The organism is Nocardia higoensis, from assembly GCF_015477835.1.
Lineage (GTDB): Bacteria > Actinomycetota > Actinomycetes > Mycobacteriales > Mycobacteriaceae > Nocardia > Nocardia higoensis_A.
The window spans coordinates 324,302-337,654 of sequence record NZ_JADLQN010000003.1 but is presented as its reverse complement, the minus strand read 5'-3'; the positions used below and the strand labels follow the sequence as shown (position 1 = coordinate 337,654).

Sequence of the window (13,353 nt, the reverse complement as noted above, 5' to 3'; positions counted from 1 at the left end):
CGGATGCCCGATACCCAGCTCGCTCCGCGCGGCGAACGGACTCCGGTGCTGCCGACGCTGTTGCGCTGTTGCACCGCGCTGGCCGCGACACCACCCCGGCTGCTGCGACCCCGCCGCCCCGACACCGACCTGCTGGCCCGTCTCGAGGTGACCGATCCGCCGCCTGCCACCCGAGCCGTGCGGCTGACGGTGCTGGCCCAGGCGCGCACGTCGGCTCCGGAGATCCTCCTCGCCGAAGGCCATCGCAGCTTACGCAAGTATCCGATGAGCTACGCATCCTTCCTGGTCGAGCACCCCCGCGCGCGGTTCCTGATCGACCCGGCCATGTGCTCGACCCCGCACCGCCGGGTGCTGCCGGAGCTTCCGTTCCCGGTGCCGCTGCTGGTCGCGCCGGACAAGCCGGTGCGCGGCCTGGCCGACGCGCTCGAGGGACACGGCCTGACCGGCGCCGACATCGAATTCGTCGTACCGACCCACCTGCACTGGGATCATGTGGCGGGCCTGCTCGACCTGCCCGGCTCGGTGCCGGTACGCCTGCCCGCCGTCGAATACGACTGGGCGATGGCAGGTTCGCAGGCCCCGCTCGGTGTCGCGCGCGGCCCACTGCTCGGCCGGGAGTTCGACCTCTTCGAACTGGACGGCCCACCGGTGCTCGGCTTCGAACGAAGCACGGACTTGTTCGGTGACGGCTCGGTACTGTTGCTCGACCTCGCCGGGCACACACCAGGCAGCATCGGCGTGCTGCTCGCCGTCGACGACGGCACCCGGGTGCTGTTGGCGGGCGACGCGGTGTGGGGCAACCTGCAGATCCGGCTGCTCCGCGAGAAAGCGCCGATGCCCGGTGCGCTCTTCGACGCCGATCGCGACGCGGCCTTCGCCACCATCCACCGGCTGCACGCGCTGCCCGAGGGCATCGAGGTGATCGCGGCCCACGACCACGCCGCCATCGCCGCCCGCGCGCGGGTCTAGGCGCGCGCTCGGGTCTGGTTGCCGGGTCCAGTCGCTCGCGCCTGGACAGGTCGACCCGTGTCCGGTCGAGCCGTGTCCGGTCGAGCCGTGCCCGGACGAGCCGTGCCCGGACGAGCCGTGCCCGGACGAGCCGTGCCCGGACGAGCCGTGCCCGGACGGGTCGGGTCGCGACCGGACGGACGTCGGGGCTGGTGGTCGGGTCTGGCCTGGTCGGGGTGGCCGGGCTTGTTGGACGTCTTCGGGGCTGGTCGTCGTACCTGTGCTGGTCCCCCGCGCCGGGGACCGGTCCGCCCGCACTCGTCCGAGCGTGCACGCGCGGCCCGGCGAGACGACAACCGCCGCCCACGTCCAGGACGCGGGCGGCGGTGAGGCGAGTCTTCGTCAGGCGACGACGAAGTCGGCCAGACGCTGCTGGATGATGTCCTCGGCCTCGCCGACCATCCGGCTGATCAGCTCGGCGCAGGTCGGGATGTCGTGGATCAGGCCCTGGGCCAGGCCCGCCGTCCAGATGCCCGCGTCCAGATCGCCTTCCTCGAAGACCCGGCGGCCACGGGCGCCGGCGACGAGCTCGCGCACGTCCTCGAACTTGCCGCCCGCCTTCTCGATCTCGACCACCTTGCGGCTGATCTCGTTGTCGGCGACGCGCGCCGTGTTGCGCATGGTGCGGAAGATCAGCTGGGTGTCCAGCTCGCTGTTGGCGACGATCTGTTCCTTGACCTGCTGCGCGATGCCGGATTCCTGGGTGCACAGGAAGCGGGTGCCCATGTTCACGCCGTCGGCGCCGAGGGCCAGCGCGGCGACCAGACCGCGGGCGTCCGCGATGCCGCCGGAGGCGATGATCGGGATCTCCAGCGCCTGGGCAGCGGCCGGGATCAGGATCAGGCCGGGGATGTCGTCCTCGCCGGGGTGGCCCGCGCACTCGAAGCCGTCGATGCTGACGCCGTCGACGCCGATCTTCTGGGCCTTGAGGGCGTGCCGCACGCTGGTGCACTTGTGCAGCACCTTGACGCCGGCTTCCTTGTAGTACGGCAGGAAGGGCTCGGGGTTGCTGCCCGCGGTCTCGACGATCTTGATGCCGGACTCGATGATGGCCTGCACGTATTCGGCGTAGGGCGGGGGGTTGATCGAGGGCAGGATCGTGACGTTGACGCCGAACGGCTTGTCGGTCAGCTCCCTGGTGCGCTCGATCTCCTTGCGCAGCTCCTCGGGGCTGGGCTGGGTCAGAGCGGTGATGAAGCCGAGACCGCCGGCGTTCGCGACCGCGGCGACGAGTTCGGCTCGGCCGACCCACATCATGCCGCCCTGCACGATGGGGTGTTCGATGCCGAATTCCTCGGTGAACCTGGTACGCAGCATTGCGCTTCTCCTATGTCTCGCGCGGGCGTGCCAGTCCGCCCTGCCGCCACGATGGTGACACGACCGGCTATCGGCATTCAAGCGGTAAGTGAGCCGAGATTCGCATAGTCAGTCCACAAAGATGGCCTGATCGATGTCCGATTCGAGGAGAAATGGAGTTCATTTCTGCTGGTTGATGGCGTCGAATTAGTACGGTCGTGCTATCGAGACGATTAACCTCGATTCATCTCGAGACACCTTGCCGTCCCGATAAGTTAGTTGTTATTCTCGTCTCAGTTCAGCCCGTCGACGATGCCCGCCACCCGGCTGCGCAGCGGACGGTCCGAGAAGGAGTACGTGGTATGACCACTGGTGCACAGGCGCTCGAGGAGCCGATCCGCTCGCGGCGCAATCACTGGAACAACCAGCTCGCTACGCATGCGCTCATGCGGCCCGACAACGTGGCGCTGCGGTTCAAAGGTGTCGACACCACGTGGAAGCAGCTGCACGAGCGCTCGGAGAAGTTCGCCGACGCGCTGGCCCGCCGCGGCGTCGGCTTCGGTGACCGCGTGCTCATCCTGGCGCTGAACTACCCCGAGTACATCGAAGCGGTCTTCGGCATCACCGCCCTCGGCGCGATCGCGGTGCCGGTCAACTTCCGCCTCACCCCGCCCGAGGTCGCCTACATCGTCGGCGACAGCGGCGCCAAGGCGATCGTCTCCGACTCCGTGCTGCAGCCGCTGGCCGCCGCCGTGCGCGCGCAGGCCCCGGCCCTCGAGACCTTCGTTGTCATCAACGGCAAGAGCGCAGAGGGTGTGCTCGGCTACGACGACGCCATCGCCGAAGAAGGCGAGCCGCACACGCCGCTGGACATCCCCGAGGACACCCCCTCGCTGATCATGTACACCTCCGGCACCACCGGCAGCCCGAAGGGCGCGGTGCTCACCCACGAGAACATGAACGCCCAGGCGCTGACCTGCATCCGCGCCATGGAGATCGATCCCGACTCGATCGGGTTCTGCACCTCGCCGCTGTTCCACATCGCCGGCCTCGGCAGCCTCGCGCCGTACTTCATGCTCGGCGCCAAGACCGTGCTGCACCCGCTCGGCGCCTTCGACGCGACCGAGTTCCTCGACGCCGTGGAAGCCGAGCAGGCCACCACCGCGTTCTGTGTGCCGGCCCAGTGGCAGATCATCTGCGCCGATCCCACTCTGAAGGACCGCAAGCTGGCCCTGAAGATGCTGAGCTGGGGCGCCGCCCCGGCCTCGGACTCGGTGCTGCGCGCGATGGCCGAGGCCTTCCCGAACGCCCAGAACGTCGCGGTGTTCGGCCAGACCGAGATGTCGCCGATCACCTGCGTGCTCGAGGGCAAGGACGCGCTGCGCAAGCTCGGTTCGGTGGGCAAGCCGATCCCGACCATCCAGGTGCGCATCGTCGACGACGAGATGAACGACGTCGCCCCCGGCGAGGTCGGTGAGATCGTCTACCGCGGCCCGACCCTCATGCAGGGCTACTGGAACAAGCCGGAAGCCACCGCCGACGCCTTCCAGGGTGGCTGGTTCCACTCCGGCGACCTGGTCCGCACCGACGAAGAGGGCTTCATCTACGTCGTGGACCGCAAGAAGGACATGATCATCTCCGGCGGTGAGAACATCTACTGCGCCGAGGTGGAGAACGTGCTCTTCAGCCACCCGAAGGTCCGTGAGGCCGCCGTGATCGGGCGTTCGCACGACAAGTGGGGCGAGGTGCCGGTCGCGATCGTCGCGCTCAACGACCCCGAGGACGAGCTGACCCTCGAGGAACTCGAACCCTTCTTGAACGAGAACCTGGCCCGCTACAAGCACCCCAAGGATCTCGTGGTGCTCGCCGAGTTGCCCCGCAACGCCAGCGGCAAGGTCGTGAAGGTGCAGCTGCGCAAGGATTTCGCGTCCTGAGCAGTGCTCACCCGAGCGTCTGCCCTACCCGCTGATCGGTGAACTGGGACACCGATCAGCGCGCTCGGCGCGGACGAGTGGGGTCCCCTTGGTGGGCCTCACCCGTCCGCGCCGTCGCCGTTTCCGGGGGCATCGTTGTTGACAGGGTGTTGTCGTTCCCCGCGTTGCTGTCCTCCCCCGGTGAGTCGCCGTTCTCGACGGCGCTGTCGTCGGTGTGCGGCTCGTCCACCTCGGTAGCGTCCGACCCGTGCTCGCCAAGGAGACCGGTGACGGTGTCGTAGGCGGCGCGCGCCGTCAGCGTCCCGCCCGATTCGGCGATGGAGGCCAGCAATCCGGTCACACCCCAGGACAGAAATGTGATGGTGGTGTCGAATTCGTCTTCGCCGACGGCCAATCGGCCCGCCAACTGCTCGGTGAGCAACCTGCCGACCACCCCGCGCGTGGCCCGCAGCACCACCCCACCCGCCGAACGGCCCAGCAGCGCCCCATACACGTCGGGATGCTGTTCGGCCAGCACGAACAGGCGATGGATGGGCGCGAGCCGTTCGGTCTCCGGCGGTGCATCCGGATCGGGCGGCAGCGGGGCCGAAATCGCCGCGCGCACATACTCGATACTGCTGACCAGCAGCAGATCGTCCTTGTCGCGGAAGTGCGTGTAGAAGGTGGACCGGCCGATGTCGGCGCGATCGAGGATGTCGCGCACACTGATTCGCGCGTAGTCGCGCTCGAGCATCAGTTCGATCAGCGCCCGGTGCAACTGCGCTCTCGTCCGCCGGACCCGCCGGTCGACGTGTTCGGTCATTCTGGTGCTCTCCTCGGAGAAGGAACAACTGCCCGGATCCCGGTGGTGCGGTACCACTGTGCCGCTGTTCGCGGGCTCGCGCGCGCCGGACCGGCGGACAATCCACGCGCGGGTGTCCGGAAACGGACAAACCAGGGGAAACCGCGCCTGGTCTCGCCCGAGGTCGCCGCCGAACATGAACATATGTCCGGAAACAAACAACTGTCCGAAGAACTTCCCGACGACGAGATCGGCATCCTGATCACCCGTCCGCGCGCCTACCGCCGGTTGCGCGCCGTGCTGCTCCTGCGACGCACCCGCGCCCTGTACGCCGAACTCGCCGCCCGCACCGGGGCGTCGCCTGGCGCGGACGCTCTCGACATCGGTTGCGGGCCAGGTGATCTGGTCGCGGCACTGGCTGACCGGGTCGGCCCGCACGGCAGCGTCCTCGGCGTCGACGCCGCACCGCAGATGGTCGAGTACGCCGCTGCCCGCGCCCGTCCGCAGTGCCGCTTCGAGGTCGGCGCGGCCCAGGATCTGGCGGTGCCCGACGCCTCGATCGACGTCATCACCTCGACCTTCGTCATGCACCACATCCCCGCGGCCCGTCGCGCCGACGCGCTGGCGAACATGTACCGGATCCTGCGCCCCGGCGGCACCCTGCTGCTGGCCGACACCCACCCCAGCGGACCGGTCCTGCCGACCCTGATCCGCATCATGTCGCGCTCCGCGGCGCGCCGCACCGGAGAACGGGACGGTCGGCGCGAGGACGCCCGCACCACGGCGGGTATCGACGCCCGCACCGCCGCGCGCGATGACAGCCGCACTACTGCGCGCGGCGACGACCCCGCCGCGCGTGGCGACGACCCCGCCGTGCGTGGCGACGACCCCGCCGTGCGTGGCGACGACCCCGCCGTGCGTGGCGACGACCCCGCCGTGCGTGGCGACGACTCTGCCGTGCGTAGCGACGGCATTGCCATTGGTGCCGGCGACGCGGCGACAGCGCGGATCGATCCGCTTGCGGCTGTCGATATCAGGCGCTACCGGCCCGATCTGGCACGCTTGGGGTTCACCTCGATCGAGTTCGACTCGATCACCCCGTCCACCGGAATACTGACCGCCCGCAAGCCGAATCGTTCCGGGTAGCGACCGCATCGGCCACCCGTAGCGCGGCCCGGCTGAGTCATCTGCTCGCCTGCCCAGCCGACTCGCCTGCCCTGGCTGACCGACCTCACCGGGCCGGTTCCGACCTGCCCGTCCGACTCGACCGACAGGTCGGCCACCGGCGCTCGCTCAGATCATGTCGCGCTCGGTCATCCAGCGCATCAGGAACCAGCCGCAGAAGACCGGCAGCCAGCAGGTCAGCACGCGGTAGAGCAGCACGGAGGGCACCGCGATGCTCGCGGGCAGTCCGAAGGCGGCCAGACCGCCGATGAGCGCGGCCTCGACCGCGCCCACACCGCCCGGTGTCGGCGCGGCCGAGGCCAGCGTGCCGCCGATCATGGTCACGATGGTCACTGTGACGAAAGTCGTTCCCCCGCCGAAGGCTTGGACGCTGGCCCACAGCGAGCCCGCCATACCGAGGATGATCGCCGCGGAGCCCGCGAGGATGATCGCGAAGCGTTGCGGGTCGCGCGCGAGGTCGGCGAGTTCGCCGAGCACCTCCTGCAGCTGCGGACGCACCGAGGTGTTGAGCCAGCGGCGCAGTGTCGGCACGAACATGAAGGTGCCGATGATGCCCACGCCCACGCCCGCGGCCAGATAGATGATCGTCGGGTCGGGCACGAAGCGGGACAGGTCCGCCGAGGTGCCCGCCACGATACTGAACAGCACCAGCAGGCTCAGGTGCGTGATGATCTGCACCGCCTGCTGCAACGCGACCGCTGCGGTGGCGCGCACCGCGCCGAGCCCGCCCTTCTGCAGGAACCGCACGCTCAGCGCCAGACCGCCCACCCGCGCGGGTGTGGTGGTGGCGGCGAAGGTGTTGGCCACCTGCATGATGATCAGATCGCGCAGCCGGACCATCCGGGAAGCGCACGCCCACAGCGCCGATGCCGCGCCGATGTAGGTCAGCGACGACACCGTGAGCCCGAGCAGTGCCCACCACCAGTTGGCCGTGCGCAACTGGCTGAAGAAGGTCGGCACCTGGCTGATGAACGGGTAGGCCACGTAGACCAGGGCGATCAGCAGGACCAGCTGGATGACCTGGTTGCGGGAGAACCGGGTGATCTGGTCGGCCTCGATCTTGTCCTGGCCGGTCTGCTTGCGCACTTCCTCGTGCGCCTCGGCGACCCTGTCCCCCCATTTGGGGATGGCCGCGCGCAGTCCCGCGGGCATGGCGGACTTGGTGAGCCTGCGGGAGGAACTCAGGATCGCTTCCTCGCCCAGCGTCTCGATGGCGGCCCGCACCGCCGCCTCCTTGCCGTGCGTGGCCGTGGTGGTGACCAGCAGTTGGGCGATGTCGGTCTGCAATTGGGTGTCGCTGGCGCCGAATTCGGCGCTGCCGAAGCCGGTGAACAGCACGCGCCCGTCGTCGACGCGGACGTCCTGCGGGCGTAGATCGCCGTGCGCGATACGGCCTTCGTGCAGCGCGTCCACCGCCTGCCACACCTTCGCCAGCACCTCGTCGTCGGTGGTGTCGATCCCTTGCCCGGCCGCGACGGTGTGCGCGTAGAGCACCCAGCCGCGATCCAGCGCTGTCACCAGCACCACTCGGGTGCCCGCCAGTTCCAGCTGACCGGCCGCGATGGTCACCAGCGCGCGGTGTTCCACCGCGCGGTGCAGCGATCCGTGCAGCGGCGCGGTCTCGCTGCTGCGGAAGGTGAGCCACCGCCACACCATGCGTAGCGTGCCGTGACTGCGCTGGTGCTTGCCGTACATCTCGACGACGAGTTCGTGCTCGGGACCCTCGACGGTGGCGGCCAGCACCAGCGGACCGGAACCCGCCGGCCTGCGCACGATGAACCCGGTGACCCGGTAGCCCTCGCGGTCGAGCACCCGCACCGCCGCGTCCAGCGGCACCTCCAGCGCGGGCGTGCCCACCACCCAGACGATCAGCGCGCCGACCAGCCAGCCGACAGCGAGCCCGAACATCGCGCGCGCGGGCACAACGGTGCTGACCACCAGGTGCATCGGCGCGAACGCCAGCAGCAGGAACCACCACCACCGGCGCGGTCTGTTCGGCAGCCACGGGCTCGACACGGTCAGCACCGCCGCCAGCAGCGCGATCCAGCGCGGGTCGTCGAGGAATTGCGACAAGAAGGTGTCGAGCCGGTCGGGGACCTGCAGATGCCATTTCGGCGCGGAGAGCCCGTTGCCGGTGATCGACAGCAGCAGCACCGCCAGCAGGCCCGCCGCGCCGTAGCCCGCCAGCAGTTTCCATCGCCTGCCGATGATCAGTTCGATGAGGATCGCGAAGGGCAGGAAGAGGATGGCGATGCCGTAGATGAGGTAGACGAGATTGGATTGGTCGGGGGTGAGGAATCCGACGATGTCGGAGACCGAGCGTTCCAGTGCCAGCCACTCCGGCCGGGTGATGACCGATGCCGCGATCACGACCGCCAGACCCAGCGACGCGAGCATGACCCGGACGATGTCGGTCGTCCGCCGGGCCAGCGGCTGTAACAGGCTCCCGGTGACCGGGATCTCCCGCCCGTCGAGTCGCATGTCGTATCGGTACTTTCGGATCGGTTCGCGCTGGTTCTACCAGCCCCTATCGCACGCTCGGTGAGTATGCAGCAGGCGGCCGTGGCCGCCGGCACCAACACGCCGCAGCGGGCTGGTCGACACGTGGTGCCTCATCGGCCGGTCATCACACTGCCAGAACCACGTGCCGGCCGGTACGCCACCCCGTCGGCTCATCGGCCCGCCTGCCCGGCGTCCACCGGACACCCGGCCGGTCATCTCGCCCGAGTCGGGCTCGACGATCGCGCGCACCACCTGCTCGACCGGGACCCGCTCGGGGAAGCGGTCGGGGGCCACCGCGTCGGCCGCTCCCCGAAGTCGCTGTATTCGGCGGACAGGTGCCGGGTGAACCGATCCGGCGCCGCCCTCGCCGCACCGTAGCCGGGGGTGTCCCGCGATGACCGTGGAACCGGTGAGTGCGGAGACGTTCACGATATGGCGGTTGCGCGGACCAGCACGGCCTCGGCGCGCAGCCGGTCGTAGAAGGCCGTCGTGAAGCCCTCGCACGCGTAGATGTGCGGAAACGGTTCGCTGCGGCGAATCCGGCGGCGGTGTGCGAACAACGGGACGAACCATGCAGGCGCGGGACGCGCCGTGAAAGGATCGGACCCATGGTGGAGGATCTGCGTCTGTGTTTCGTCGGGGACTCCTTCGTTGCCGGGGTGGGTGACCCGCGTCGGCTGGGCTGGGCCGGACGGCTGGCCGCCGCCGCGAGCCCGCAGATCCCACTGACCGTCTACAACCTGGGCATCCGCGGCCAGACGGCCCCCGAGATCGAGGCTCGCCTGATCGCCGAATGCGCACCCCGCCTGCCCGAGTGGGTCACCGCCGGGGTGGTGCTCTCCTTCGGAGCCAACGACACCGCCTGGGCCGGCGGGGAACCTCGCGTCGCTCCCGCGGCGTCGGCGTCGGCGCTGACCAGGATGCTCGACGCGGTGGCCGCCAGGGGCTGGGCCGCGCTGATGGTCGGCCCGCCACCGGTGGCCGAGGACGCCCACAACGCACGCATCGGCGACCTCGACGCCGAGTACGCCCGGCGTTGCGCGGCGGCCGCGGTCCCGTACGTGCCGGTCCTGGCCGCGCTGTCGGCGGACGAGGTGTGGATGCGCGAAGTCCGCGAGGGTGACGGCGCGCATCCCGGTGCGGCCGGATACGAGGCGATGGCCGCGCTGGTCGCCCCGGCCTGGGAGACCTGGTTCGGCGGTCTCGCCCGCTAGCGCTGCTGCCGTGCGGCGAGCCGCACCACGCCGCGATCGGAGGACCCCCGGCCGCTCGGGTGGCGACTTCGCGATCCGAGCGGCGGGGGTGCTGGCATACCACCCGCGCCGGTCGTACCGTGGCCCTATGACCGAGTCGGCAGTACCCGAGTCACCCGCCGTCGACACCGCGGAGCTGCTGCCCGCGATCCCGCTGGAGTCCTGGCGGCCGACGAAAGAGACGCTGCACCGGTTCGCCCAGGTCGTCGGCAAGGTCGCGCTGGAAAAGGGCATTCGCCGCAATCACTGGTGGCATATGACCTTCCGCCTGACCGCCCGCGGCTGGACCACCGTCCCCCTCGGCGACCCGCGCGTCGGACCGGTGTTCACCTGCGCCTTCGATTTCTTCGACCACGTGCTGCGCATCGCCACCGACGAGGGCGTCCAAGTGGAGTTCGACCTGCCGGGCAAATCCGTCGCGGCCTTCTACACCGACGTGATGGGCGGCCTCGGCGACTTGGGCATCGACCTGGTGATGCACCAGCCGCATCCCTTCGACCTGCCCGACGCCGGGCGCTGGTTCGAGGAGGACACCGAGCACGCCGACTACGACCCGGACAAGGTGTGCCGGGCCTTCACGGTGCAGAGCCGGGTCGGCCGCATCCTCGAGGAGTTCAGCGCCGGCTTCTCGGGCAAGGTCAGCCCGGTCCACCTGTTCTGGCACACCTTCGACCTGGCCGTCCAGCGGTTCTCCGAGCGCCGCGTCGACATGCCGACCACCGTGGACCCGGTGACGCGGGAGGCATACTCCCGCGAGGTCATCAGCGCCGGATTCTGGTTCGGCGACGACAAAGTCCCCGAACCCACCTTCTACTCCTACGTCGCGCCCGAGCCCGCGGGCCTCACCGACCGTCCGCTGCGACCCGAGGGCGCCCGCTGGGTGCCCTCGGGGAGCGGACACTCGGCGTACTACGCCTACGACGCCGCCCGCGCGACCGGCGACCCGGTCGGCGCGGCCCTCGAGTTCTTCGAAACGGTCTACACCGAGGGCAGCGCACTGGCCGGGTGGGATGCCGACGCGCTGGCCTGTCCGGGCGGCATCACCGATCCGGTGCTCGAGCAGCGGATGCGCGAGCACCGGCGGTCGTGACCCGGCTCAGCTGTTCAGCTTGTTGAGCCGCTCGCACGCCTCGACGTACTGGTTGACCAGCCGTTCCATCACATCGGCGGAACGCTCGACCTTCTGCATCATCCCGACCACCTGACCGACCGGGTTGAAGTTCACGTCCTTGGCGGCCTCCGGGTACCGGTGCCCGCGCTTGACGCCGTCGAGCGCGACCATCATCTGCAGCGGCATCGGCAGCGGACTGGGGTTCTCGGGCTGCTCCCACGCCTCGGTCCACTCGTTGCGCAGCATGCGCGCCGGCTTGCCGGTCCACGCCCGCGAGCGCACGGTGTCGTGGCTGGAGGCGTCGATGAGCGTCTGCATCTGCGCGGGCGGCACATTGGCCTCCTCGACGGTCAGCCAGATCGAGCCTGTCCACGCGCCCGCCGCGCCCATCGCCATCGCCGCCGCGACCTGACGCCCGTCGCCGATGCCGCCTGCCGCCAGCACCGGCAGGTCGCCGACCGCGTCGATCACCTGCGGCCACAGCACCATCGACGACACCTCGCCGCAATGTCCGCCGCCCTCGGTGCCCTGGCAGACCACGAAGTCCAGCCCGGCTTCCTTGTGCTTGAGCGCGTGCTTGACCGAACCGCACAGCGCGCCGATCAGCCGTCCCGAGTCCTTGATCTGCTTCACGACATCTTCGGGCGGGGTCCCCAGGGCGTTGGCGACCAGCTTGGCCTTCGGATGCTTCAGGATCACCTCGACCTGCGGACCCGCGGTGGTCGCGGTCCAGCCGAGCAGCTGATTGTGGTGCTCACCCTCGGGCAGCTTCGGCACCCCGTGATCGGCGAGGATCTTCTCGGCGAAGTCGCGGTGGCCCTGCGGGACCATCTCGGCGAGCTTGGACTCGAGCTCTTCGGGGCTCAGCCCGTCGATGCCTTTGCCCTCGTACTTGGAGGGGATCACCAGGTCGACGCCGTAGACGCCGTTGACGTGCTCGTCGAGCCAGGCCAGTTCCACTTCCAGCTGTTCGGCGGTGAAGCCGACCGCGCCGAGCACGCCCAGGCCACCGGCATTGCTGACCGCGGCGGCCACATCGCGGCAATGAGTGAAGGCGAAGATGGGGAACTCGATCCCCAGCCGCTCGCAGATTTCGGTACGCATCGGGTGCTGGTCTCCCTTACCTGTCTCGCGGACCGCTCAAGCGGCCAGCGAATGCTCTAGAACGGGTTGCATAGTCGCCGTCTCGTGTTCCAGTGGAGAACGGCTCGATGACACCGGAAACGACCGATTCCCCCGCGTACCGCGAGCATCGCCTCGCCTGAGCGGCGCGGGGAGCGGCCGGTGAGTGCACCATGTAATGACAGTAACATGTTCTAGTTTTCTCGCGGGATACCCAATTTCTCTTCTCGCCGGTCCGGACGCGACGGCCTCACGCGCCGCGGACCCGCTTGCGCAGCAACAGGCTCGCCTGATCGAAACGTTCGCCCGGCCGAGGCGCCCGCACCATGTGCATCAGGACCTCGAACCCCGCCGCCCGGGCCGCTGCGCCCAACCGCTCCGGCCACCATCGGTACGCCTCGACGACCGCGTGGTCGAAGGCGACCGGATCGCCGTCGGCCTCGGTGGCCTGGAACCCCAGCAGAGCGTGCCCGCCGTCGCGGAGCACCCGGGCGAACTCCGCCAGCGCGCCCGGCACGCGCTGCGGCGGCAGATGGATCAGCGAATACCAGGCCACGAGCCCGGCGAGCGTTCCGGACGGCAGCCCGGTGCGCGTCAGCGAACCCACGTCGAAGCGCACGCCTGGATGCCCCGCGCGCGCCAGCTCGATCATGCGTGGCGAGAGGTCGATCCCGAATACGTCCAGTCCGGCCTTCGCCAGATATCCGGTGATCCGGCCTTCCCCGCAGCCCAGGTCCGCGACCGGCCCCGCGTCCAGGCACTCGGCGAACACGTCCAGCGGCGCGCGTTCGAACGGGTTGCCCTCCAACGCGCCGCGCGCGAATTCCGCGTATTCCCCGGCTATCTCGTCATAGGCGTCACGCACCGCATCCATGCCGACGATCCTGCCAGCGGGTGCGAGCCGTCGGGAGGGACAGCCGTCGGAGTACGGTCGAACACCTTCGCTCGGTCGTCTACCACCGGTTGGTCGCAGGGCACCGCGCACCGACCGGAACCGCGGCTTTCCGGGGGCGCGGAGACACGGGGCGGCGTCGGCACCGATTCGGCCGAGTGGTCCGCAACAGCTGGGATCTGTCCGGCCGCCGCGGTATCCGGATCGCGGATCAGCTGTTCCGCGCACGCCGAACGGCCCCCGCCCGCACTGCCTGAGCAGTGATGGCG

The 13,353-nt window shown here is 69.6% G+C and carries 10 protein-coding genes; 5 read left to right on the top strand and 5 right to left on the bottom strand.

Annotation, left to right across the window (positions count from 1 at the left end; all coding sequences use genetic code 11):
- The first annotated feature begins 3 nt into the window (after window positions 1–3).
- On the top strand, window positions 4–969 hold the full coding sequence (locus tag IU449_RS19420) for an MBL fold metallo-hydrolase (protein ID WP_195003524.1): 966 nt from the start codon (window positions 4–6) through the stop codon (window positions 967–969).
- Between the two features lie 381 nt (window positions 970–1,350).
- Here the strand turns inward: IU449_RS19420 and IU449_RS19415 are convergent, their stop codons facing one another.
- The gene (locus tag IU449_RS19415) at window positions 1,351–2,325 is read right to left on the bottom strand and encodes an NAD(P)H-dependent flavin oxidoreductase (RefSeq protein ID WP_195003523.1); all 975 of its coding nucleotides are present in this window, start codon (window positions 2,323–2,325) and stop codon (window positions 1,351–1,353) included.
- A gap of 341 nt (window positions 2,326–2,666) precedes the next feature.
- Here IU449_RS19415 and fadD5 point away from each other — a divergent pair, with 341 nt between their 5' ends.
- On the top strand, window positions 2,667–4,238 hold the full coding sequence (gene fadD5 / locus IU449_RS19410; protein WP_195003522.1) for a fatty-acid--CoA ligase FadD5: 1,572 nt from the start codon (window positions 2,667–2,669) through the stop codon (window positions 4,236–4,238).
- A gap of 55 nt (window positions 4,239–4,293) precedes the next feature.
- Here fadD5 and IU449_RS19405 read toward each other — a convergent pair whose 3' ends face one another.
- Window positions 4,294–5,040, bottom strand: coding sequence for a TetR/AcrR family transcriptional regulator (locus IU449_RS19405; RefSeq protein WP_195003521.1), 747 nt, complete (start codon window positions 5,038–5,040; stop codon window positions 4,294–4,296).
- Window positions 5,041–5,223: 183 nt separating this feature from the next.
- Here IU449_RS19405 and IU449_RS19400 point away from each other — a divergent pair, with 183 nt between their 5' ends.
- Complete coding sequence (locus tag IU449_RS19400; RefSeq protein ID WP_195003520.1) at window positions 5,224–6,165, top strand: class I SAM-dependent methyltransferase; 942 nt, start codon at window positions 5,224–5,226, stop codon at window positions 6,163–6,165.
- A gap of 147 nt (window positions 6,166–6,312) precedes the next feature.
- Here IU449_RS19400 and IU449_RS19395 read toward each other — a convergent pair whose 3' ends face one another.
- Complete coding sequence (locus IU449_RS19395) at window positions 6,313–8,685, bottom strand: lysylphosphatidylglycerol synthase transmembrane domain-containing protein (RefSeq protein WP_195003519.1); 2,373 nt, start codon at window positions 8,683–8,685, stop codon at window positions 6,313–6,315.
- A 629-nt stretch (window positions 8,686–9,314) separates the two neighbouring features.
- Here IU449_RS19395 and IU449_RS19390 point away from each other — a divergent pair.
- Entirely contained in the window at window positions 9,315–9,920 is a 606-nt protein-coding gene (locus IU449_RS19390) for a GDSL-type esterase/lipase family protein (protein WP_195003518.1), read from the top strand.
- A gap of 127 nt (window positions 9,921–10,047) precedes the next feature.
- A complete protein-coding gene (locus tag IU449_RS19385; protein ID WP_195003517.1) occupies window positions 10,048–11,049 on the top strand; it encodes a DUF5996 family protein in 1,002 nt (333 codons plus the stop codon).
- A gap of 6 nt (window positions 11,050–11,055) precedes the next feature.
- Here IU449_RS19385 and IU449_RS19380 read toward each other — a convergent pair whose 3' ends face one another.
- Together IU449_RS19380 and IU449_RS19375 are read right to left on the bottom strand one after the other, a co-directional pair.
- Window positions 11,056–12,174 (bottom strand): NAD(P)H-dependent flavin oxidoreductase, encoded by a 1,119-nt coding sequence (locus tag IU449_RS19380; protein WP_195003516.1) that lies wholly within the window; start codon window positions 12,172–12,174, stop codon window positions 11,056–11,058.
- A 268-nt stretch (window positions 12,175–12,442) separates the two neighbouring features.
- Window positions 12,443–13,066 (bottom strand): class I SAM-dependent methyltransferase, encoded by a 624-nt coding sequence (locus IU449_RS19375; protein ID WP_195003515.1) that lies wholly within the window; start codon window positions 13,064–13,066, stop codon window positions 12,443–12,445.
- Window positions 13,067–13,353: the final 287 nt, after the last annotated feature.

Coding starts and splice junctions, on each gene's coding strand:
- IU449_RS19390 (WP_195003518.1), top strand. CDS start 9,315: ATGGTGGAGGATCTGCGTCTGTGTTTCGTCGGGGACTCCTTCGTTGCC.
- fadD5 (WP_195003522.1), top strand. CDS start 2,667: ATGACCACTGGTGCACAGGCGCTCGAGGAGCCGATCCGCTCGCGGCGC.
- IU449_RS19420 (WP_195003524.1), top strand. CDS start 4: ATGCCCGATACCCAGCTCGCTCCGCGCGGCGAACGGACTCCGGTGCTG.
- IU449_RS19415 (WP_195003523.1), bottom strand. CDS start 2,325: ATGCTGCGTACCAGGTTCACCGAGGAATTCGGCATCGAACACCCCATC.
- IU449_RS19395 (WP_195003519.1), bottom strand. CDS start 8,685: ATGCGACTCGACGGGCGGGAGATCCCGGTCACCGGGAGCCTGTTACAG.
- IU449_RS19375 (WP_195003515.1), bottom strand. CDS start 13,066: ATGGATGCGGTGCGTGACGCCTATGACGAGATAGCCGGGGAATACGCG.
- IU449_RS19380 (WP_195003516.1), bottom strand. CDS start 12,174: ATGCGTACCGAAATCTGCGAGCGGCTGGGGATCGAGTTCCCCATCTTC.
- IU449_RS19405 (WP_195003521.1), bottom strand. CDS start 5,040: ATGACCGAACACGTCGACCGGCGGGTCCGGCGGACGAGAGCGCAGTTG.
- IU449_RS19400 (WP_195003520.1), top strand. CDS start 5,224: ATGTCCGGAAACAAACAACTGTCCGAAGAACTTCCCGACGACGAGATC.
- IU449_RS19385 (WP_195003517.1), top strand. CDS start 10,048: ATGACCGAGTCGGCAGTACCCGAGTCACCCGCCGTCGACACCGCGGAG.